The organism is Ruegeria sp. HKCCA4008 (assembly GCF_013033125.1).
Lineage (GTDB): Bacteria > Pseudomonadota > Alphaproteobacteria > Rhodobacterales > Rhodobacteraceae > Ruegeria.
Genome location: NZ_WQDM01000007.1, coordinates 191,330 through 209,437, shown reverse-complemented (window position 1 = coordinate 209,437; position 18,108 = coordinate 191,330). Strand labels below are relative to the sequence as shown.

General features: G+C 58.4%; 24 protein-coding genes, 1 tRNA gene and 1 riboswitch. Of the genes, 13 read left to right on the top strand and 12 right to left on the bottom strand.

Annotation, left to right across the window (positions count from 1 at the left end):
- Nucleotides 1-4: 4 nt before the first annotated feature.
- Genes GOW60_RS16020 through GOW60_RS16010 form a run of 3 tightly spaced genes read right to left on the bottom strand, consistent with a single transcriptional unit; the run spans nucleotide 5 to nucleotide 1,659 of the window.
- Nucleotides 5-766 carry a DUF883 family protein gene (locus tag GOW60_RS16020; RefSeq protein WP_171230042.1) on the bottom strand — a complete coding sequence of 254 codons (762 nt, stop codon included), beginning with the start codon at nucleotides 764-766 and terminating at the stop codon, nucleotides 5-7.
- Nucleotides 759-1,157 (bottom strand): phage holin family protein, encoded by a 399-nt coding sequence (locus GOW60_RS16015; RefSeq protein ID WP_171230041.1) that lies wholly within the window; start codon nucleotides 1,155-1,157, stop codon nucleotides 759-761. The genes GOW60_RS16020 and GOW60_RS16015 overlap by 8 nt, the downstream gene beginning before the upstream one ends.
- Nucleotides 1,150-1,659 carry a hypothetical protein gene (locus GOW60_RS16010; RefSeq protein ID WP_171230040.1) on the bottom strand — a complete coding sequence of 170 codons (510 nt, stop codon included), beginning with the start codon at nucleotides 1,657-1,659 and terminating at the stop codon, nucleotides 1,150-1,152. Before GOW60_RS16010 ends, GOW60_RS16015 begins: the two co-directional genes overlap by 8 nt.
- A gap of 212 nt (nucleotides 1,660-1,871) precedes the next feature.
- Here GOW60_RS16010 and GOW60_RS16005 point away from each other — a divergent pair, with 212 nt between their 5' ends.
- From GOW60_RS16005 to GOW60_RS15995, 3 genes are all read left to right on the top strand, one after another.
- The gene (locus GOW60_RS16005) at nucleotides 1,872-2,069 is read left to right on the top strand and encodes a CsbD family protein (protein ID WP_171230039.1); all 198 of its coding nucleotides are present in this window, start codon (nucleotides 1,872-1,874) and stop codon (nucleotides 2,067-2,069) included.
- 95 nt (nucleotides 2,070-2,164) lie between these two features.
- The gene (locus tag GOW60_RS16000; protein WP_171230038.1) at nucleotides 2,165-2,785 is read left to right on the top strand and encodes a PRC-barrel domain-containing protein; all 621 of its coding nucleotides are present in this window, start codon (nucleotides 2,165-2,167) and stop codon (nucleotides 2,783-2,785) included.
- Between the two features lie 154 nt (nucleotides 2,786-2,939).
- The gene (locus GOW60_RS15995; protein WP_171230037.1) at nucleotides 2,940-3,509 is read left to right on the top strand and encodes a PRC-barrel domain-containing protein; all 570 of its coding nucleotides are present in this window, start codon (nucleotides 2,940-2,942) and stop codon (nucleotides 3,507-3,509) included.
- 87 nt (nucleotides 3,510-3,596) lie between these two features.
- Here the strand turns inward: GOW60_RS15995 and GOW60_RS15990 are convergent, their stop codons facing one another.
- Nucleotides 3,597-4,346: a Crp/Fnr family transcriptional regulator gene (locus GOW60_RS15990; RefSeq protein ID WP_171230036.1), complete on the bottom strand. Its 750-nt coding sequence runs from the start codon at nucleotides 4,344-4,346 to the stop codon at nucleotides 3,597-3,599.
- A 63-nt stretch (nucleotides 4,347-4,409) separates the two neighbouring features.
- Here GOW60_RS15990 and GOW60_RS15985 point away from each other — a divergent pair, with 63 nt between their 5' ends.
- A complete protein-coding gene (locus tag GOW60_RS15985; protein ID WP_171230035.1) occupies nucleotides 4,410-4,808 on the top strand; it encodes a hypothetical protein in 399 nt (132 codons plus the stop codon).
- A 94-nt stretch (nucleotides 4,809-4,902) separates the two neighbouring features.
- On the opposite strand, the gene GOW60_RS15980 is transcribed toward GOW60_RS15985, so the two are convergent.
- Nucleotides 4,903-5,094, bottom strand: coding sequence for a PLD nuclease N-terminal domain-containing protein (locus GOW60_RS15980; RefSeq protein ID WP_093961670.1), 192 nt, complete (start codon nucleotides 5,092-5,094; stop codon nucleotides 4,903-4,905).
- Between the two features lie 187 nt (nucleotides 5,095-5,281).
- On the opposite strand from GOW60_RS15980, the gene GOW60_RS15975 reads away from it, so the two are divergent.
- A complete protein-coding gene (locus GOW60_RS15975) occupies nucleotides 5,282-6,136 on the top strand; it encodes a formate/nitrite transporter family protein (protein WP_171230034.1) in 855 nt (284 codons plus the stop codon).
- A 166-nt stretch (nucleotides 6,137-6,302) separates the two neighbouring features.
- Here the strand turns inward: GOW60_RS15975 and GOW60_RS15970 are convergent, their stop codons facing one another.
- The gene (locus tag GOW60_RS15970) at nucleotides 6,303-6,587 is read right to left on the bottom strand and encodes a hypothetical protein (RefSeq protein WP_171230033.1); all 285 of its coding nucleotides are present in this window, start codon (nucleotides 6,585-6,587) and stop codon (nucleotides 6,303-6,305) included.
- A gap of 123 nt (nucleotides 6,588-6,710) precedes the next feature.
- On the opposite strand from GOW60_RS15970, the gene GOW60_RS15965 reads away from it, so the two are divergent.
- From GOW60_RS15965 to GOW60_RS15950, 4 genes are all read left to right on the top strand, one after another.
- On the top strand, nucleotides 6,711-6,872 hold the full coding sequence (locus GOW60_RS15965; protein WP_093961673.1) for a DUF1328 domain-containing protein: 162 nt from the start codon (nucleotides 6,711-6,713) through the stop codon (nucleotides 6,870-6,872).
- 51 nt (nucleotides 6,873-6,923) lie between these two features.
- Nucleotides 6,924-8,549: an acetolactate synthase large subunit gene (locus GOW60_RS15960; protein WP_171230032.1), complete on the top strand. Its 1,626-nt coding sequence runs from the start codon at nucleotides 6,924-6,926 to the stop codon at nucleotides 8,547-8,549.
- 69 nt (nucleotides 8,550-8,618) lie between these two features.
- Nucleotides 8,619-9,119 (top strand): Dps family protein, encoded by a 501-nt coding sequence (locus tag GOW60_RS15955; RefSeq protein WP_170360286.1) that lies wholly within the window; start codon nucleotides 8,619-8,621, stop codon nucleotides 9,117-9,119.
- A gap of 154 nt (nucleotides 9,120-9,273) precedes the next feature.
- Nucleotides 9,274-9,618: a YidH family protein gene (locus GOW60_RS15950; protein WP_371808027.1), complete on the top strand. Its 345-nt coding sequence runs from the start codon at nucleotides 9,274-9,276 to the stop codon at nucleotides 9,616-9,618.
- 409 nt (nucleotides 9,619-10,027) lie between these two features.
- Here GOW60_RS15950 and GOW60_RS15945 read toward each other — a convergent pair.
- Nucleotides 10,028-10,103 (bottom strand) — tRNA-Lys (locus GOW60_RS15945).
- A gap of 210 nt (nucleotides 10,104-10,313) precedes the next feature.
- Between GOW60_RS15945 and dapF the strand changes: the two genes are divergently transcribed.
- Nucleotides 10,314-11,156, top strand: coding sequence for a diaminopimelate epimerase (gene dapF / locus GOW60_RS15940; protein WP_171230031.1), 843 nt, complete (start codon nucleotides 10,314-10,316; stop codon nucleotides 11,154-11,156).
- A complete protein-coding gene (gene mtaB, locus GOW60_RS15935) occupies nucleotides 11,153-12,409 on the top strand; it encodes a tRNA (N(6)-L-threonylcarbamoyladenosine(37)-C(2))-methylthiotransferase MtaB (protein WP_171230030.1) in 1,257 nt (418 codons plus the stop codon). The genes dapF and mtaB overlap by 4 nt, the downstream gene beginning before the upstream one ends.
- A 22-nt stretch (nucleotides 12,410-12,431) precedes the next feature.
- Here the strand turns inward: mtaB and GOW60_RS15930 are convergent, their stop codons facing one another.
- The 4 genes from GOW60_RS15930 to petA form a co-directional block, all read right to left on the bottom strand.
- Nucleotides 12,432-12,848 carry a nuclear transport factor 2 family protein gene (locus GOW60_RS15930; RefSeq protein ID WP_171230029.1) on the bottom strand — a complete coding sequence of 139 codons (417 nt, stop codon included), beginning with the start codon at nucleotides 12,846-12,848 and terminating at the stop codon, nucleotides 12,432-12,434.
- Between the two features lie 151 nt (nucleotides 12,849-12,999).
- A complete protein-coding gene (locus GOW60_RS15925) occupies nucleotides 13,000-13,785 on the bottom strand; it encodes a cytochrome c1 (protein ID WP_171230028.1) in 786 nt (261 codons plus the stop codon).
- Between the two features lie 17 nt (nucleotides 13,786-13,802).
- Complete coding sequence (gene petB, locus GOW60_RS15920) at nucleotides 13,803-15,134, bottom strand: cytochrome b (protein ID WP_152459512.1); 1,332 nt, start codon at nucleotides 15,132-15,134, stop codon at nucleotides 13,803-13,805.
- A gap of 15 nt (nucleotides 15,135-15,149) precedes the next feature.
- Entirely contained in the window at nucleotides 15,150-15,734 is a 585-nt protein-coding gene (gene petA, locus GOW60_RS15915; protein ID WP_152459513.1) for a ubiquinol-cytochrome c reductase iron-sulfur subunit, read from the bottom strand.
- A 474-nt stretch (nucleotides 15,735-16,208) separates the two neighbouring features.
- On the opposite strand from petA, the gene GOW60_RS15910 reads away from it, so the two are divergent.
- Nucleotides 16,209-16,655, top strand: coding sequence for a cytochrome c family protein (locus GOW60_RS15910; RefSeq protein ID WP_171172669.1), 447 nt, complete (start codon nucleotides 16,209-16,211; stop codon nucleotides 16,653-16,655).
- A 19-nt stretch (nucleotides 16,656-16,674) separates the two neighbouring features.
- Here the strand turns inward: GOW60_RS15910 and GOW60_RS15905 are convergent, their stop codons facing one another.
- On the bottom strand, nucleotides 16,675-17,286 hold the full coding sequence (locus GOW60_RS15905; RefSeq protein WP_171230027.1) for an FMN-binding negative transcriptional regulator: 612 nt from the start codon (nucleotides 17,284-17,286) through the stop codon (nucleotides 16,675-16,677).
- Nucleotides 17,287-17,340: 54 nt separating this feature from the next.
- A riboswitch (FMN riboswitch) is annotated at nucleotides 17,341-17,540 on the top strand.
- 119 nt (nucleotides 17,541-17,659) lie between these two features.
- Between GOW60_RS15905 and GOW60_RS15900 the strand changes: the two genes are divergently transcribed.
- Nucleotides 17,660-18,100: a 6,7-dimethyl-8-ribityllumazine synthase gene (locus GOW60_RS15900; protein WP_170347485.1), complete on the top strand. Its 441-nt coding sequence runs from the start codon at nucleotides 17,660-17,662 to the stop codon at nucleotides 18,098-18,100.
- The last annotated feature ends 8 nt before the right edge of the window (nucleotides 18,101-18,108 follow it).

The window sequence follows — 18,108 nt, the reverse complement described above, 5'->3', positions numbered from 1 at the left end:
CGCTTCACTGACTGCGCAAAGCGTGAGAGGCCCGATCAGCCGCCTCATCCAGCCGTACACTTGCCGCAGCATGCAGCTTGTCCAGTTCTTCGTTCAAAACCCTTTGGGCCTGTCGCATCAGCTGATCGCGCCGATGGCCCAGCAGCTCGTCCTCCTTGCGAGTGTTGGGCAGCAGAGCACCAGCCAGAATACCTACGCCCAGCGCCAATGCGCCGGCCGCCAGCGGCTGATCATGGACGAAGGTCTGCGAGGCCTTCGTCGCCTTCCGCGCACGCTTCTCGACCGCTTGCTGCGCACCGATTGCGGCCTTGCGCGCTTCGATCACACGGGCACGGGCCTGGGGTGAGAGCTTGTCCAGACCACGATCCAAGGCGGCGGACAGCACGCTGGCAGATTGGCTGTGTTCAGTCATTCCGGTCATCTCCTGTTTCATGCGGCTGTCGGCGTCGGCGACACGCCGATCAAAGCCGTCGAAGGCCTGCTGCGGAGGTACGGCCTGGCGCGGGGATTGGGTGCTTTTTGAGCCAGACCCTGGACCCGCAACCAAAAGGGCTGCTCCTGCACCGAGCAGAGCAAAGGCGGCCGGGTTTTTTTGAGCCGAGGACCAGAGTTGCGCACCGATCTGCCCGCCATAGGCTTCGAGCGTCGATTTCGCCTCGTCTGCCAGGCGCGGCGGTGCCAGCGTATCCGACAGAGCATTCAGCGAGCGTGCAAGAGCGCTGCGTTCGTATGCGATCTGCGTTTCAAGAGGTGTCAGGTCAGACATGGGTCGACTCCTTCATCGCTTCGATGTCGCGCTGCAGGTTTTTCATGGCTTGCTCGGGGACCAGCGCGGTGGCGGACAAGCGGGACCGGCCAAAAAGCGCCAGGCACCCAGCAACCAGTGCTAAGCCCGCGCCAACGAGCAACGAGGCCATACCCACCGAAAAACCATTGGCGGCGAAATACGCGACCAGGGATGTCGCCATGAGGTTCAGTGCGATCATCAAAAGGATCAGAGCAACGCCAAGGCAAGCCAGCCCTAAGCCCGCTCGCGTCAGGTTTCGGGACAACTCCTCCTTGGCAAGCTTTACCTCAGCCTGAAGCAAACCCGACAGATGTTTGAGCGCGTTTGCCAAAAGCCCCGGTGCAGATCGCAGATCGTTGGGGTTATGCATCGCGGCCACCATTCATTCGCGTCAACGCGCTGGTGTGGCCCGAGATATCGACCGAGGTACCATGCAGCAGCGACGGATCAATATCCCAAGGATCTGCACCAAAAGATGCGGATTGGGCCGCGCCCGTATTGCGCGCGCTCAGGAAACGGGCCGCAGCAAACCCGGCCAAGGCAGCCGATCCGACGAACAACAGCGGGTTTTCGCGGGCGAAATCAGACACCTTTCGGCTCATAATGGCCAAGTCGGCAGAACGGACTTGCCCAGCCACAGCTTCCATGTTGTCCGCAATCCTCGACAAGACCTGATGCTGCACCGATTGGTCGGGAAATGCATCGGCAGCTGCGTCGGCTGCATGAGCGGCGCTCTCAACCTCCTGCGCTGCGCTGTCCTTCAGGGATTCGGCCCGGGCCGAGGCCTCGGCGGTCACGGTGTCCTTGACCTTGCCGGCCAGATCCTGGGCATGGGCTTTTGCTTTCTCCGTGGTCTCAGTTCGACGTGGCATGCTTCGATCTCCTGTGTTGAGGTCTCGGTCACCCAACGCATGGCCGGCGAGATTGTTCCCAAGACCGGTTCGAACGCCACGGTGGACCCAGTTCGGATACCGTCAGATCACCCTTGCACGGTGTCAGTTGCAGAAAAAACGCCGCCGCCCGGAACCAGCTCGCGTTTGGCGCGTTTCACTGACAGCGACGAAGAAATCGAAAGGAATTTACGATGAACAGGAACCAAATTCTTGGACGCTGGACCGAATTCAAAGGCAAGCTGATCGAGCGTTTCGGCGATTTGACCGATGATGAGATCGAGCAAGCCCGCGGCGATCGCGAGCAACTGGAAGGCATCATCCAAAAGAAATACGGAGATTCGAAAGAAGACGTTCGGGAAATCGTGGATCGCCTGATGAAGGACATGTAGCCCAAAGGTGGATTCGCACATCGCGTGGGGTGGCATCAAGTCAATGGCGCCCCACAGACTCCCAAGATCGACCCCAACAGGTAATCACGAGCGCCATGAAACTGTCTGACCTCATCAACACGCCCGTTGTCCCAGCTGGAACCGACCACGCAATTGGTCGCGTTTCCGATATCGCCATTCGCGCTGGGCAGACCGAGTTGGAGTACGTCTTAGTCAATCTGAGCGTGGCCGGAGGGAATGACCCGGTGGCGTTCACCGCCGATACGCTCGAACTTGGTGCAAGCGAGGTAGTGTGCGCGTTATCCCAACACCAAGTGAATCATCTTCGACAACGGGAAGGAGGAGAAGATCCCCTCGCAGTGGACATTAAAGGCCTGCCGCCCCTGGTCGTAGGGCCGTTCGGCAACGCGATTGCGCCGGTTGTGATGGGGGCGATCCTGAATCACGCTCTCCGCCAACGCCCCCAGCCCACGCCACCCGGAAGCAACTTCCGATGGTTTGCGAAGTTGCAGGGCAACCCCGTGTTTGACGCGACTGGTGAGTTGGGAAGGTTTATGGATATTGAGCTCGACCCAAACACCAAGGCTCTGCGGTTTCTCTTGATCGACGGGCGACCAGATATCCTGAGTTTTCCGTTCGCTGAGTTACGCAATATTCCCGACGATGAACACTACATGGTTCTGTCCAGATCTTCCGATCCTCTGCACCCGGTCTGAGGGTCTGGCCACGGCTTGTCATACCGCGCAGATGCGCGGTTTTTTCTTTTTAAAACAAATATTTTTGCATTTTTCTGGGAACAAGTCGCGGCGTCATTCGTTTGTTCAACAAGACCGCGGGAAACGCGGTCAGAACAGACCAAAGGAGTGAGCTATGAAACGTTTTCTGACCACAACTTCGATCGTTCTGGTGATGTCGGCATCGGCCTATGCAGAAAGCTCGAATGTCGAAGAAGTCGGCAAGAACCTGGAAGAGGCAGCCGAGGCAGCCGGTGATGCGCTGTCCAATACCGCGCAGGATATCAAGAACGCTGCGCAGAACACGGCGAAAGACGTCGACCAAGCAGCCGAAGCAACCGGTGAGTACATCAGCGAAAAAGCCGGTCAGATGGCCGATGCGGTTGACCCAACCACCATCGACATCAAGGGTTATGTCCCCGTTGCCCAAGGCACCATCCCGGCCGAAGATCTGACCGGCATGCGCGTCTATGACGTCTCGCAAGAGTGGATCGGCGAGATCGAAGAGGTCGTCGTCGACATGGACGGATCGGTAGATGGGGCCGTGATCGGCGTTGGCGGGTTCCTCGGCTTGGGGGAAAAGGATGTTCTGATCGATTTCTCGCGCGTGTCGCTGATGCGTGAAGTCAATGGTGACAACACCTATGCCTTCGTTCACGCTGACAAGGAGATGCTGAAGGATATGCCGGCCTACGAAGGGTCGTAAAACGGCTCCTCAGTCGCAAAGCATGTGATCAAGCCGTCGGCCGATTTTTCGGTCGGCGGTTCTTTAATTCCTGTCCATCCGCCACGTTTAGATCAGCGGGCGCGGAACGGCTTCGGTGATTTCGACCAAGCCAAGCTCGGCTAGACCCTCAAGATCGTTAATCTGCAGCACATTGTTGGACCATTCGGCCAGACCGAGATCCTTCAGCCGGCGCAGGGTCTTGTTCGTGTGAACCAGCGACAAGCCCAACGCATCCGCAAGATCCTGCTGCCGGTAGGGCAGCGGACACTGCAAGCCTTTGGCCAATCCGACAGCCTGCGACCTTGTGTAGAAGCGGTGCAGGCTCCACGCGATCTTCTCGATCGCGCCGCGCTGGCCGACTGTTGTCAGGGCGTCGCCCAGAAAATGCTCTTCGACGGCGGCCAGGAATGTCAGGTCAAAGGCGCGATCAGGCTGGTTCTGATATAACTCGAACAGCCGCGAGCGATTGAAAACGCACAGCCGCATCGCGGTTGTCGCTTCGACCGAGTGCCGCATCTCGCCCATGACCCCAGCTTGCAACCCGACCAGATCGCCGGGAAGCACAAAACCGATGACCTGCCTACGACCGTTTTCCAACGTTTTGTAACGAACGCCCATCCCGCTCAGAACCGTGAACAGATGCGCGGATTTCGCGCCCTCAATGAACAGTTGCGTTCCGGGTTCGGCCTGCATCTCGCCGGTTTTGAACCCCTGCATGAACCGCAGGTCGTCTCCCGAGAACGGCAGGAAGACATCCATCTGCCTCAGCGGACAGTCCGCACATGCGATCAGAGAAATTTTTCGTTGCTGTGTCATAGTTTATTGCGGCGCTGCGGGATTGCCCTACGGTGGCATCGAACAGATTTCAGGATGGTATTGATGAAAGCCTCTTCCCGCAGCGTAGCAGATGTTTTGATTGTTACGGAAAACTTTATCGAAGCAGCGGACATCAGTGACGCCATCCCCGGAGTTTCGCCCGATCGAATTGTCCATATCCGCGAGCTGCACGCTGGCGGGCATTTCTGGCAGGATCCCGAATTCGCCCCGGCCCTGAGCGTTCTGAGCTATCGCAGAAGTGAGACGTCATTCGACGCCGTCGCGCGGCTGTTGGTTGACCGCGGCAGTGCACTGTTGCTGCTGGACCCGTCCCCCGAGGTGCAAGCGCAATTTGAATGCGCGGCTCTGATACGGCCTTTCACGGCCGCAGATCTTGCCCGCAAGATCGCAGCCATTGATTTCAGTGGGAACGGCTTGAAGGTCGGTTCAGATCCTGGGTGAGCCGGCGCAGGGCGCATTGTGGCCCAAGACCATTGAACCAAAAAAGCGCGGCCGATGCCGCGCTTTCTTTTTGTACTGACAATTTCCGAACTGATCAGATCGCGCTGCGCGCGGCCTTCGGGCCAAAGATCAGCCAGCAGATGAATCCGATGACCGGAAGCAACAGAACGAAAAGGACCCACAGGATTTTCGCACCGGTCGTCGCAGACGAACCGATGATCGAGATTATGGCCCAGATCGACAAAACCAGGACGATCAGACCGCCAATGCCATATACTTCCACCATACCGAAGTTCCTTTCGAATTACGTGTCGTTGTTCCTACGAGGAAACAACGCGATAGGTGGCCGAAAGTTCCCGACAAAGATCTGGGCGTGATCCCAGTTCTTTCAGAAGGTTTGCGGAACTTTGTGGCTGACGGAACCAAAACGACCGGCAGAACGTTGGGTTTGAAGGTCGATACATGGGGTCAAAATGTCCGATAAAAACGAAGCGCCGCGAAAAGATCTTGTCGAGAAAGAGAGCGAGCGCGAAGCGGTCGAAGAAGCGTCCGGCCTGTCTCCGCGCCTGATATTCGAGACCATCCGCCAAAACGGTGAGGAGGAACTGGACCGCCCGACCAAAGCGTTGTTCTGGTCCGGGATTGCCGCTGGAGTGCTGATCAGCTTTTCGGTGCTGGGCGAAGCGATCTTGCGGGCACATCTGCCCGAAACCAACGGGCGCTTTCTGATCGAGAACCTGGGTTATTCCCTCGGCTTTGTCTTAGTCATCCTGGGGCGGATGCAGCTATTCACCGAGAACACGATTACGACCGTCGTTCCAGCCATGATAAATCCGTCCGTCGCGTGCTTCACCAAAACCGCGAGGCTGTGGGCAATCGTTCTGGGTGCCAATGTGCTGGGGGCGTTTGCGATATCTGCCTTCCTGATCTATACGCCAGTGTTGTCGCCCCAACTCGTCGCGGTCATCAACGACCTGAGCCACCACGCCACCGGCATGGGCGCCTGGGTTGGCTTTCTGCGCGGAATACCGGCGGGGATCCTGATTGCGGCGATCGTTTGGATGCTGCCTTCGGCACAGAACAACGAGGTGCTGGTCATCGTAATCTTCACCTGGATGATTGCGGCCGGTGACTTTACCCACGTCGTTGCCGGATCGGTGGAAATGGCGGTTCTGATGCTTCAGGGGCAGTTGCCACCAGGCGCAGCCGTTTTCAGCTTTTTCCTGCCCGTTCTGGCCGGCAACATCATCGGAGGAACCGCTGTCTTCACGATGCTGGCCTATGCCCAGATCAAACCCGAAATAGAAGAAGACCCAAAGCGCGACTGAGGCGCTTTGGGTCGTTGGGATGGCGGGTTGGTTGGCATGGCAGTGAAGAATAGCGCTGTCAACGATTCCTGATGAAGAACCAGATCAGTAGACCGGCCAAACCCAAGCCGAGCATGGCCGGCAATACGTACTCGATGCCCATATCGGTCGCAAAGTATCGCGTGTTCTAACCGCGGTCCGCTTTGCGCAACGCGAGGCCCAGCAGGACACCCGCGCCCAACGCTCCGACCATAGCCAAACCCGGGTTCTCGCGCACGAATGCGGCGCCCTTCTCGGATGTGTGCGTCAGCTGCTTTTGCGCCTCGTCGCGCGCCGTTTTCAACGTGTCGCGCGTTGCGGTTACGCCATCTTCCAAGGCTGATTTGGCCTCCTTGGCCACTTCGTCGATCCGCGCCGCCATTTCCGCATGCGGAGTGTCCTGAGGGGCCTTTTTCGCCGTTTTCTGTGTCATGTCAGATCTCCTTTCATCGACCCAACGCGGGCGCTCGCCAAAGGTTCCACCGAAATGACCCGGAACCAATCTGGGGTTCCAAGCGTTGACCCGTCAGTAGCCACAGAAATGAAAGGAAATCCCATGTTGTCCTGGGCGCTGATCTTTTTCGCACTTGCTATCGTTGCTGGCATCTTCGGGTTTGGCGGCATCGCGTCGGCCTCGGCCGGTATCGCGCAGATCCTTTTCGTGATCTTTCTGGTCCTGTTCATCGGTTCGCTGATCTTGCGGCTGATCCGTGGGTAAGCCCCCGCGCATCCGCACTCCCTGAAACAGTACCCCGAGGTTCAAAGCCCTATGAAAGATACCATCCATACCCAAACCGCCGCCGAATTGCTGATTGCCTGCCTGGAAGCCAACGGCGTGACCTGTGCATTCGGTGTTCCGGGTGAGGAAACAACCGATCTGATCGCCGCATTCGACAAGTCGAGCATCGACTTCGTCCTGTGCCGGCACGAGCAGTCGGCGGCGTTCATGGCATCGGTTCACGGTCGATTGACAGGGAACCCCGCGGTATGCCTCTCGACACTTGGACCTGGGGCGACCAACCTTGTCACCGGTGTGGCGGACGCCACGCTTGACCATGTGCCGCTGATCGCCCTCACGGGACAGGGTGCGCGGTCCAGTCTGGGTCGCGAAAGCCATCAGATCATCGATCTCGAAGCACTCTTCGCGCCAGTCACCAAGTTGAGCCGAACGCTGATGGTTGCGGATGAAATCCCCCAAGTCGTGGCCGAGGCCGTGCGATTGAGCAAGCTCGACAAACCCGGAGCCGTCCATCTTTCCGTGCCCGAAGATCTGGCCGAGGTCCCGATTCTGGCCGAACCTTTCGTGGCGCCGCCCCCAGCCGAGGTGCGACCGGCGGCCGATGCGGTCATCCGTTCCGCGCGCCTGCTGGCCGAGGCGAAAAAGCCCTTGATCCTTGCAGGGCACGGGGTCATCCGATCTGGCACCGCAAGCGACGTTCGGGCACTTGCAGAAAGCCTTTTTGCCCCGGTCGTCACGACATTCATGGCCAAAGGCGTTTTGCCTCCGGGGCACCCGCTCTCGTTGCATTCGATCGGTCAACCGGGCAAAGAATTGGCGTCTGAAGCCTTCGACCTGTGCGACCTGATCATCGCCATCGGGTTTGACCCGGTTGAATATCCACCCTCGAACATTTCGATGGGCGGTAAGAAGCCGGTTCTCGAGATCTCGGACGTGGCCTCGACTGTTGATGTAGACTGGCCGGTAAAGGCCGCTCTGACTGGCGACCTCCCGCACTGCATCGACGTTCTGGCGAAGGCCACGGCCGAACGTCCCCCGCAAAGCTGGTTCAAAGATCTTCAGCGGAGGATTGACGCCTCGCTGGAAGGTGGATCAACAGCTACCGATGCCGCTTGTGCCGCGCCGTCGGACATATGTCAGGCGATTTCCGAAACGCTTCGCGAAAGCGACGTTCTGTTGTCTGGCGTGGGCCTGCACAAGCTTTGGGTCGCCAGCAAGGTTCAAGCACGCCGGGCGGGTCAAATCATTATTCCGAACGGCCTCGCCGGTATGGGCGTTGCGCTGCCCGGAGCGATCGAGGCGGCCCGTCTGTTGGACGAGGGTCGGGTGATCGCCGTTTGCGGTGATGGGGACTTCCTGATGAACGTTCAGGAGATGGAGACGGCGGCCCGGTTGTGCGTGCCCATTACCGTTCTGATCTGGGAAGACAACGGCTATGGTCTGATCGACGAAAAACAGCCAGGTGCGCGCGAGTTTTCCTTCGGCAACCCCGATTGGGAGTCACTGGCCCGATCCTTTGGCTGGGTCTACCACGATATCGAAAGTCACAGCAAACTTGCTCCTGCGCTGCAGGCGGCAGCCGGCGTCGCCGTTCCGACCTTGCTGCGGGTGTCAGTCGACTATTCGGCTGATGGCGGGATGCCCACCGTCACCTGATTTTTCCGCCGAAAGTGGAACCAAATCCGCCTTTGGGCGTTTCTTCCCCAGTAGAAAAAAGGAGTTGTCATGACCGACGCATTGAACGTTGTCCCGAACGAAAACCCCGTTTCCACTGGCGTGCGCGACACCGCGCCCTTGGCCAAGGGTCTGGCTGATGTTCTGGCCGACACCTACCGGCTGACCTTCAAGACACATGCGTATCACTGGAACGTGGAAGGCCCGCTGTTCTATTCGATTCACAAGCTGACCGAAGAACAGTACGAAAACATGTTCGCCGCCGCTGATGAGATCGCGGAACGCATCCGCGCGCTGGGTCATCTGGCACCCTCGCGTATGTCCGACATCCTCGATTTCTCGGCCATCAAAGATCGCGAAGGGGACCTGTCCGCCGCCGACATGATCGAAGATCTGGCCGCCGATCACGAGCGGGTGGCGCACCGCCTGCACGCCCTGACCGAGCTTGCAGGCAGCCGCAAAGACGTCGTGACCGAAGATCTGGCGACCGAACGTTCGGCATTTCATGAGCAGGCAGCTTGGATGCTGCGGGCGATCTCGAAATCAAGCTGACGGGGTGACCGGGCGCGTGTGTCGTTTTGCGACCCAACTTTGCGCGTCTTAGGTCTTGTGCAGACTTGCCGAAAAACCGGCAAGCCTGCACATTCCAATCTGGTGACTAGTCCAAAGGGCGGCAATGTCTGAAAAAAACACGAAAAGCCAAAACTTGGCCGAGGAGCGGACCGACTGGGCCGAAGACCGCACCATTTTGGCAAATGAGCGCACATTTGCGGGATGGATGAGAACCGGAATGGCATGCGTGGCCATCGCCCTTGGCCTTAAGGCCGTATTTTCCGCTGTCGAACCCGAGTGGCTGGCGAAGGCTGCAGCCACCCTTTTTGTGTTGATCTCGCTGCTGATCTATTGGGGAGCCTGGATGAACGCCCGACGCGTGTATTCCCGATTGGAAGCGCACAGCGCCCAACCGGCATCTCGCTTCCACTTGCAATTGGTTGTTGGAAGCCTGTCCCTCGGATCAATCGCATGTTGCCTTGTGTTGTGGCTTGTCTAAGCGGGCTTGCGCCGACATCGCCTTCGTGCCAGTCAAGACCGGACTCCTGAATCTCGTGGCGATCGCGGACTAGGCGTCGTACAGGGCTCTGAGCTGTCATTCCAACGTTGACTTGTGTGTCGAGGCCCGGAACGAGGCCATCATTGCACATAGCCCGCCCGCGCAAATCAATACACACTCGCCGATGAAAGCTGGTCAGCATTTTGACGAAAGATGATGCAGACGCACTTCCTTTGAAGGAATGCTAAAAAACCTGACATCAGCTAGGCTCGCTACGGGTTTGAACTAGGGTTAGAAATCAGCGGCTTTTGTCCCCCATATGTCCCCCATTCAAAGCAGCTGTTCTTGCTGAGCAAGTAGTAACACAATCGCTACAGCGCATAACACATTATTTTAACTTAGAAAAAAGTGGTGAGCCGTGCAGGATTCGAACCTGCGACCCACTGATTAAAAGTCAGTTGCTCTACCAACTGAGCTAACGGCCCACTCTTTTGTTGGATCTGTCGATCCGTGGCGCTCTTTACGGCAATTCCCCGACCGAGTTCAAGCCCTTATTTCGCGCCTCGTTTCGCCGTAACAACGCGTGTTTCCGGCAACCCGATAGGCGGCCTAATTAGGCAGGTGGCGCTGGAGGGTCAACCCCTTTTTTGAGGAATCTTCGCGACAGGGTGGATTCATGTTCGGACCGACGTTATATGCCCGCCATGCAACAGAGACTCGACACCGGACTGCCGTTCATAAAGATGCACGGGCTGGGCAATGACTTTGTCATTGTTGACGCACGCGCGCAGGATGCCCCGATCACGCCGGCGCTGGCCCGGGGAATCGGGCATCGGCAATTTGGTGTGGGATTCGATCAGTTGGCCGTTATCGAAAAAGGTGAAGCCGACGCGCATCTGGTGTTCTACAATTCCGATGGATCAACCTCGGCCGCCTGCGGCAACGCCACCCGCTGTATTGCACGATTGCTTATGGATGAGACGGGTCGCTCTGCCCTGAAGCTCACCACGGAACGTGGAACCCTTCATGCGCGGGATGCCGGCGATGGGCTTACCTCAGTCAACATGGGGCACCCGCAGCTGGACTGGCGCGAAGTTCCTCTGGCAGAAGAGATGGACACGCTGGAATTGCCAATCGAAGGCACCCCGACGGCAACGGGAATGGGAAACCCGCATTGCACATTCTTCGTTGAAAACGCCGAAGCGATCCCGTTGGCAGAATTTGGCGCGCGTTACGAATACCACCCGCTTTATCCCGAACGCACTAATGTCCAGGTGGCCCAGGTCATTGGCCCGGATCACATCCGTATGCGCGTCTGGGAGCGCGGAGTAGGCATCACTTTGGCATCTGGGTCTTCATCCTGTGCAACAGCCGTGGCTGCCGCGCGACGGGGGCTGACCGGTCGCAAGGTGCGGATTGATTTGGATGGTGGCACGCTTTGGGTCGACTGGCGCGACGATGGTGTCTGGATGACCGGCCCGACATGTCACGTTTTCTCTGGCACTCTGACGCCTGAATTTCTGAGGTCGCTGGGATGAACCCGCCCAAGTTCACCACGTTGGGCTGCCGCCTGAACGCCTATGAAACCGAGGCGATGAAAGAGCTGTCGCAACAGGCCGGTCTGACAGACGCTGTGGTGGTGAACACATGCGCAGTGACGGCTGAGGCCGTGCGCAAGGCCCGGCAAGAGATCCGCAAGCTACGGCGCGAGAATCCAAATGCCCGTCTGATCGTCACAGGCTGTGCCGCCCAGACCGAGCCCGAAACCTTTGCACGGATGGACGAGGTCGATGCGGTCATCGGCAACACCGAAAAGATGCGCCCCGAGACCTGGAACGGCATGGCCGCCGATTTCATCGGCGAGACCGAGGCGGTGCAGGTCGATGACATCATGTCGGTCACCGAAACCGCAGGCCACCTGATCGACGGGTTCGGCACCCGCTCGCGCGCCTATGTGCAGGTTCAGAACGGCTGTGACCACCGCTGTACCTTCTGCATCATTCCCTATGGCCGGGGCAACTCGCGCAGCGTGCCGGCCGGTGTTGTGGTGGATCAGATCAAGCGGCTTGTCTACAAGGGCTATAACGAGGTCGTGCTGACCGGGGTCGATCTGACATCCTGGGGTGCCGACCTGCCCGCAAGCCCCAAGCTGGGCGATCTTGTGATGCGCATCCTCAAGCTGGTGCCGGATTTGCCACGCCTGCGCATCAGTTCGATCGATTCGATCGAGGTTGATGAGAATCTGATGCAGGCCATCGCAACCGAACCGCGCCTGATGCCGCACCTGCACCTGTCGCTTCAGCACGGCGACGATCTGATTCTAAAGCGCATGAAACGCCGCCATCTGCGCGACGACGCCATCCGCTTTACCGAAGAGGCACGCAAGCTGCGCCCTGAGATCACTTTTGGCGCGGATATCATCGCAGGCTTCCCGACCGAGTCCGAAGCGCATTTCGAAAACTCGCTGAAGCTGATCACCGACTGCGACCTGACCTGGCTGCATGTCTTCCCCTACTCCAAGCGTGAAGGCACACCGGCAGCCCGCATACCGCAGCAGGTGAATGGAACGGTCATCAAGGAACGCGCCGCCCGCTTGCGCGCGGCAGGCGACGGTCAGGTCACAAAGCACCTGTCGCAGCAAATCGGCAAGACCCATCACATCCTGATGGAAAACCCGCATATGGGCCGGACCGAGCAGTTCACCGAGGTGTCCTTTTCGGCCCCCCGGACCGAGGGCGAGATCGTGACGGCGGCAATCACCGGTCATACTCAAACCCAGCTGATCGCGTGATGGCGTCGGCTGCCGGCGGCATTCATTGCCGGGTCACGGCAGCGAGGGCGGCCGTGTCGTAGAATTCCTGATATTCGCAGACCCGGTCGCCGCAGAACTTGCAAATTACAACGACCGGCGTTTCGACCTTCTGGCCGGTGGCTTTGTGTCTCCAGGCCGTGACGCCCACCCCGACGACCCGGTCGTCCTGGGCTATGGTGTCCTTCAACGTCCAGTGGATCATTTCGAAGGCATCCGTCAATTCCTTCAGATATTGGTGCATCTGATTCTGCCCTTTGCGGGCGCAACTGAAGTCCAGCCCGTTTTTCCCGTCGCCAAGAGAGCGGATGCAGATATCGTCGGTCGTGTAGTCGTCCCACATCCTCAGATCCGAACCCTTGCATTCGTTCCATCTGGCAAAGGCCTCGCGCAGTTTCGCGGCATTCGACAAAGCGTTCATGACAATTCACTCCAAAATGACTTCTACAATGCAACCAGCGTCGTGCCGCACGGGGTTGGCGTCAAGGAAGAAGTTGTCGAGCGGTTTCAAAGAAAAAGCCCCGCGCGATGCACGGGGCCTTTCAAACTTTCTTAAACTTACCCTAGACGGGTCAGACCGATTTCTTGCCCTTATGCGGAGCCCACAGGCGCTTGTTGACCAGATAGAGAAGCACCGACAGAACGGTCAGGAAAATCACGCCAACAAAGCCAGCGTTCTTGCGCTCCATCATCTTCGGCTCGGCCGCCCACATCAGGAACGCCGAGACGTCCTCTGACATGTGTTCGACAGAGTTCGAGTGCCCGTCAGCGAACTCGACCTGTTCATCCGCCAGCGGCGGTGCCATCGAAATCCAGCCGCCGGGGAAGGCCTTGTTTTCGTAGAGGACAGTTCCTGCCTCTTCCTTCTCTTCACCAGTATAGCCGTCCAGCAGTGAGGCGATGTACTCGGCTCCGCCCATGCCTTTGACCAGCTGATTGATGCCCAAACCGTAAGGTCCGTGGAAGCCCGCGCGGGCCTTGGCCATCAGGCTCAGGTCCGGTGCGCCGACACCGTTGTTGGCCGGGAAGTGGTCTGTCGGAATCGCCGGGCGGAAATCGTCCAGCTCGGGATCGAACACTTCGAAGTTGTCAGCCGCATAGGCGATGACTTCTTCTTCCGAATAGCCCAGCGCTTCCAGATCGCGCAAAGGCACATATTGCAGACCGTGGCAGGCTGCACAGACCTCGGTATAGATCTGAAGGCCGCGCTGCAGCTGATGCTGGTCCCAGGTACCGAAGGGTCCTTCGAACGAGAAGTCGAAGTCTTCGATATGCTGCTCACCCCCACCTGCTGCAATGGATGCAACAGGGGTCAGGGCCAAGGCAAACGCGGCGCCGATTGCAAGTTTCTTGAACATGTTTCCGGTCCCTCTTCTTACTCGGCCGGCGTGGCTTTGGCGTCAGCCTTGCCATAATGCGCGTTGAAGTCTTCTTCGATGGTCTCGGGCTGTGCCAGAGGCTTCTCGATCACTCCGAGGATCGGCAGGATCACGAAGAAATAGGCGAACCAGTAGGCGGACGCGATCAGCGAGAAGGTCGCATAGGGCTCTTCCGCGGGCATCGCACCCAGCCACATCAGGGCAAAGAAGTCGATGACCAGCAGGTAGAACCACCATTTGAACATCGGACGGTACTTACCCGAACGCACGTTAGACGTGTCCAGCCAGGGCGCCAGCGCCATGGCCAGGATCGCGCCGAACATCGCAAGAACACCGAAGAACTTGGCATCGATGATACCGCCGGTGATGAAGCTTGCGAATTGAACGACCCAGACCTCACCGGTGAACGCACGCAGGATCGCGTAGAACGGCAGGAAGTACCATTCGGGAACGATGTGTGCAGGTGTCACCAGAGGGTTGGCTTCGATGTAGTTGTCCGGGTGGCCCAGATAGTTCGGCATAAAGCCCACGACGGCCCAGAACACGACCAGGATCACGGCCAGCGCGAAGAGATCCTTGATCACGAAATACGGCCAGAACGGCAGCGTGTCTTTCTCGGCCTCAGCTTTCGAGCCCCGGCGCACTTCAACACCTGTCGGGTTGTTGTTGCCGGTGGTGTGGAAGGCCCAGATATGCACCACAACCAATGCCGCAATGATAAACGGCAGCAGATAGTGCAACGAGAAGAAGCGGTTCAGCGTGGCGTTGTCCACGGCGGGCCCGCCCAGCAACCAGGTCTGAAGCGCGTCACCAACAAACGGGATCGCACCAAACAGGCCGGTGATCACGGTCGCACCCCAGAAGGACATCTGACCCCAGGGCAGAACATAGCCCATGAAGGCGGTGCCCATCATCATCAGGTAGATCAGCATACCAATGATCCACGTGATCTCACGCGGGGCTTTGTACGAGCCATAATACAGGCCGCGGAACATATGGATGTAAACCGCCACAAAGAACAGCGATGCGCCATTCATGTGCAGATAGCGGATAAAGTGACCGCCATTCACGTTGCGCATGATGTGCTCGATGCTGGCAAAGGCCAGATCAACATGCGGGGTATAGTGCATCACTAAAACGATACCGGTGATGATTTGCAGCGCCAGGCAGAATGCCAGAACGATGCCCCAGATCCACCACCAGTTCAGGTTCTTGGGGGTCGGGATCATAAGGGTATCGTACAGCAGGCCGACAATCGGCAGGCGGCTGTTCAGCCACTTCTCGCCGTTTGTCTTCGGCTCGTAATGATCGTGGGGAATTCCGGACATAAGTTTGGGTCTCCCTTAGCCGAGTTTGATTGTGCTGTTGTCCACCCATTCTGCGGGCGGGACAGGCAGGTTCTCAGGCGCGGGGCCTTTACGGATACGACCGGCGAGGTCGTAGTGCGAACCGTGGCACGGGCAGAACCAGCCACCGAAGTCGCCGGCATCCCCCAAAGGCACACAGCCGAGGTGCGTACAAACGCCCATCTGAACGATCCAGGCACCCGGCGCTTCGCCTTCCGGTGACGGCATGACGCGGTTTGCGTCAGTCGCAGGCGCATCTGCGCTCAGGTTGAAGTTGCGTGCAAGCGGATCTGGCAGCGCATCAACACCTTCGGCGTCCTGTTCCTGGGCTTCCTGAATCTCGGCACCAGTGCGGTGACGGACAAAAACGGGTTTTCCCAGCCATTTTACCGTCAGTTGCGTGCCCGGCTCGACGCCGCTCACATCCACACGGATCGAGGACAGCGCCTGAACGTCTGCCGACGGGTTCATTTGGTTGATCAGTGGCCATACGGCTGCACCCGTTGCAACGACACCTGCGCCGCCAGCGACGTAGTACAGGAAATCTCTGCGGGTGCCTTCGTGGTCTTCTGCGTGGGACACGAGGTTATCTCCGATTATCTGGCGCCCGCGGACGGGCAAATAGCTCGCGCACCGCACGAATGCGGTGTCTTAACCGCGCTTACTATCGGGGAGAATAGTGTTCGTCCAGCGTTCATAAACGCGCAATACGCCGCATGTGTCCCTTCGTGCACGTGAGGAGGGGCTTTTTTTGGTGATTTTTTTGGTGATTCTCGTCCGCAACTTTGCCTGCGACTTCGAATCAAGGGGGGGTTGATTCGAACCTCGAACTCCGTTTTGCAGGCGAAATCCAGCCCGATTCTGACCACCAGTCGGCCAGTCATTTGAGAGCGTATTCTTGACAATCAGCATCACGAAGCAACGATTGTCTGCTGAGTAAATCATATTCGCCAAATAGATGATTTAAATCGAAAATTGAGCGCAATTACACAGTTGCACTTTTTCCGTGAATACCGGACAGCGCAAAAACGCGCGAACTCCTGCAAGGAGACCCCAATGTCAAAAATCACCCTGGCCACTGCGATATTCACATTGGCCCTGTCCTCGCAAACACTTGCGGCAGGTGATCCTGCGAAAGGCGAGGCGATGTACAACCGCTGTTCATCGTGTCATGCGATCATCAAGGACGGTGAAATACTGGTCAAAGGCGGAATCACCGGCCCGAATCTCTATGGCGTCGTCGGACGTGTCGCCGGCTCCGAAAAAGACTATCGCTATGGCAGCGAGCGCCTGCCGGTCGGTATGTTCACCGATGACATGATCCGCGCCGGCGAAGAGGGTCTGATCTGGACCGAAGAAAACATCGCCGCCTATTCCAAAGACCCCATCGGTTTCATCAAAGAGTATCTGGATGACGAAACCGCCCGCCCGAACATGAGCGTCAAGCTCAGGAAAGGCGCGGAAGATATCGCCGCCTATCTGGCAACGTTCAGTTCCGAGTAATCCTTTTTCCCGGTGCTGGTTACGCCTTGTGCATCAAGGCGGCCAGCTGACCGGTTTCACTGCCAAATCCGCCGGGCACTTTGTCGGCGGCAGCGATTCTTGCCTCCTCCGGCTTGTTCTGGCCCAGTTTCCAGGTGCCCTGGATATCCTCTACCTGCATCCGGCATGGTACGATCATCCGCATCATACTGGCCAACGCGTCATCAGACATTTTCCCGGTGACCCATGGCGCCTTGGGCAGCAGTCGATCTTCAAAGAATGCGGTTTGTCGGTCCAGCAAATCACGCAGCTCGTCCTGCGGGCGCAGTTCAAGCCGTCCGGTCAGGTGCACGGCGACATAGTTCCACGTCGGAACCTGATCGGCGACACCGTACCAGTCGGGCGAGACATAGCCATCAGGCCCCTGCACCGCGATCCTGACCTCTTTCGGCCCGTGCAGCATACGGACAATCGGGTTTGATCGCACAAGATGAAGATCGACCACCGCACCGTCCTCTGACAGCAGAAAGGGCACGTGACTGATCAATGGCGCGCCGTCGCCGGAAATCGCCAGAACGCCAAAAGCCCGGTCACGGGCAAATTCAATATGACGCGCACGATCCTCGGCGCGGAAGGCTGGATTTGGGTGCATGGGCGACCTCCTGCCAAATCTCTTGCAGATGGGGTTGGTTCTTGGCAAGGTCTGCCTCGTTCTCAGGGCGGGGTGGAATTCCCCACCGGCGGTATGCGGGCCATGACCCGCAAGCCCGCGAGCGGCTCTGCCGTGTCCACGATCCGAACGGCAGGGGCCGGTATTCGGACAAAGTGTGGAACCACGAAAGAGTGTCAGCAGATCTGGTGAGAGGCTAGAGCCGACGGTCAAAGTCCGGATGGAAGAGAACGTGCAAGCCGTGCCGGTGAACCGGCGCGCCTGCTCGTGATCGCCTTGGGTGACGTGTCATGCCGGGCTGGCAGCGAAGGTTTTCGCAACCGCCAGCAGGCCACCGAACTGAAAGGAGATCACGATGACACACACCCGCTATGCTTTTGTCAAAGCCAACTGGCATTCCGACATCGTCGACCGCGCGCTTGACGGTTTTCTGGAACTGATCCCGGCCGATCAGGTCGATGTTTTCGACGTTCCCGGCGCGTTCGAGATGCCGCTGCTGGCCCGCGATCTGGCCCAAACCGGCCGCTACGCCGCTGTCGCCTGCGCCGCATTTGTCGTGGATGGCGGCATTTACCGTCACGACTTCGTGGCCCAGGCCGTCGTGGACGGTTTGATGCGCGCCGGCATGGATACAGGCGTGCCGGTCCTGTCCGTTTCCCTGACGCCGCACCAGTACCAGGAGACGGATCACCACAACGCCATCTACCGTGCGCATTTTGTTGAGAAAGGCCGCGAAGCAGCACAAGCCGCGCTGAAAATCACAGCGACCCGAGCGGTGCTGACGCAGGCCGCCTGATCTTCATC